General features: G+C 58.4%; 1 protein-coding gene and 1 pseudogene. Both read left to right on the forward strand.

All coding sequences use genetic code 11. From position 1 onward, the window contains the following. Window positions 1-1578: AarF/UbiB family protein (locus tag A3730_RS02520; protein ID WP_063537417.1), on the forward strand; the 1578-nt coding region annotated here is incomplete at its 5' end. Window positions 1579-1586: 8 nt separating this feature from the next. Continuing rightward, window positions 1587-1833 (forward strand): annotated as a pseudogene (locus A3730_RS02525) (M48 family peptidase); the annotation flags it as partial.

The raw sequence follows: 1833 nt of genomic DNA on the forward strand, positions 1-1833 counted from the left end.
ATTCGGCGACTGGGGCTTTCCACCCCGGTAGAGCATGCGGGGAAGCTGGTTCGTAGCAGCATGAAGCCGGATATGTTGCGCATGGGCACTGCTGAACGCCTGCGCCATGCCATGGAGGAAATGGGCCCCACCTTCGTCAAGCTTGGTCAGGTGCTGGCAACCCGCGTGGACATGTTCCCCATGGACTGGATTGCCGAATTCGAGAAGCTGCAGGACCAGGCCCAGGCGGTACCATTCGATTCGCTCAAGGCTGACATTGAGGCCTCGCTGGGAAAACCTGTCGACAGCCTCTTTGCCCGCATAGATCCGGAGCCGATCGGTGTGGCTTCCATCGGCCAGGTGCATAGCGCACTGACTCGCCGTGGTCAGAAAGTGGTGTTGAAAGTTCAGAAACCCGGCATCCGTGACAAAATTGATTCGGACCTGCGTTTACTCGACCAGCTGGCCAAACTGGCCGCCGACAATTCCGTTGAATTGCGGCGCTACCGGCCTGTAGAACTGGTACGCGAATTCAAGCGGTCGCTCACCCGGGAACTGGATTTCACCATTGAAGCGCGCAACGCAGACCGTATCCGTAAGAACCTGCGACAGTTCAAGTGGCTGCAGATTCCCAAAGTATATTGGGACCTTTCATCTCCTACCGTGCAGGTGCAGCAGCATATCGAAGGCATTCCGGCAAAAGCCGTGGAGCGGCTCGATGACGCCGGGCTGGACCGGGAATTAATCGCACGCCGAGGTGCTCTGGCCGCCTGGAAAATGGCTCTGGAGGACGGCTTTTTCCATGCCGATCCGCACCCCGGCAACTTTATCATCATGTCGGGAAACCGCATTGCCATGCTGGATTTCGGCATGGTCGGCAAACTCAGCCACAGCCGCCGCGAGCAGATTCTGCAGATTACCCGCGCCGTGGTGCTGCGTGAGGCCGAGCAATGCGCCGGTGTACTGTCTGGCTGGTCCGACGGGCAACCCATCAAGTTCGACCAGCTTGTGTCCGACGTGGAAGACGTGATTAGCCAGTACCACGGCGTGTCCATTTCCCAGCTGGATATCACCGCCCTGCTCAATGACATCACCGCGCTGGTACGCAATCACAACCTGGTATTGCCCAGCGATATTGCGCTGTTTATCAAGGCCATCATTACCCTGGAAGGTTTTGGCCGACTACTGAACCCGCAATTCGACCTGATGAGTGAGGCCGAGCCGCTACTCAAGCGAATGATCCGCACACGCTATTCCCCGGTTCGCCTGGCAAAGAGCCTGAGCCTGCGAGCGCTCGATGTGGTCGACAAGGTCTATGCGCCGCCCCCCGTACCGGGCCAGGCCGCTCCCGGTGAGGCAGGCATTGATCCTCGTCATCTGGAACGGCTGATCACACGGATTGAACGCGGTCAGTACAGACAGGTCCAAACCCTGCTGGTAACCGGTGGATTACTGGCCGGCGCCATCATGTTGAGCGGCCGAGTGCCCCCTGCCCCTTGGGGAATCTCGGTGTTTGGCTTTATTATCTTTCTCTCAAGTGCCGGCTGGGCTGGCTGGCTAATGTTCGTGTCCCGACGTTTCCTTCGGGAATGGGAGTAAAATAGACAATGACGTTGCGTAAATTTCTCACCCTTGGCGTGCTTGCTGGCAGCCTCGCCGCCTGTGCCACCTCTCCACTGGGTCGCCAGCAGTTTCTGTTGCTGCCCGCGGACCAGATGGATGAAATGGGTGTCACCGCCTATTCCCAGATGAAAGATGAAAAACCGCTGAGCAGCAGCCAGCAGCAGACGGCTTATGTCCGCTGTGTGACCACGGCGATCACTGCCACCCTGGATGGCTCCCAGCAATGGGAAG

This window comes from Alcanivorax sp. HI0044, from assembly GCF_001634945.1.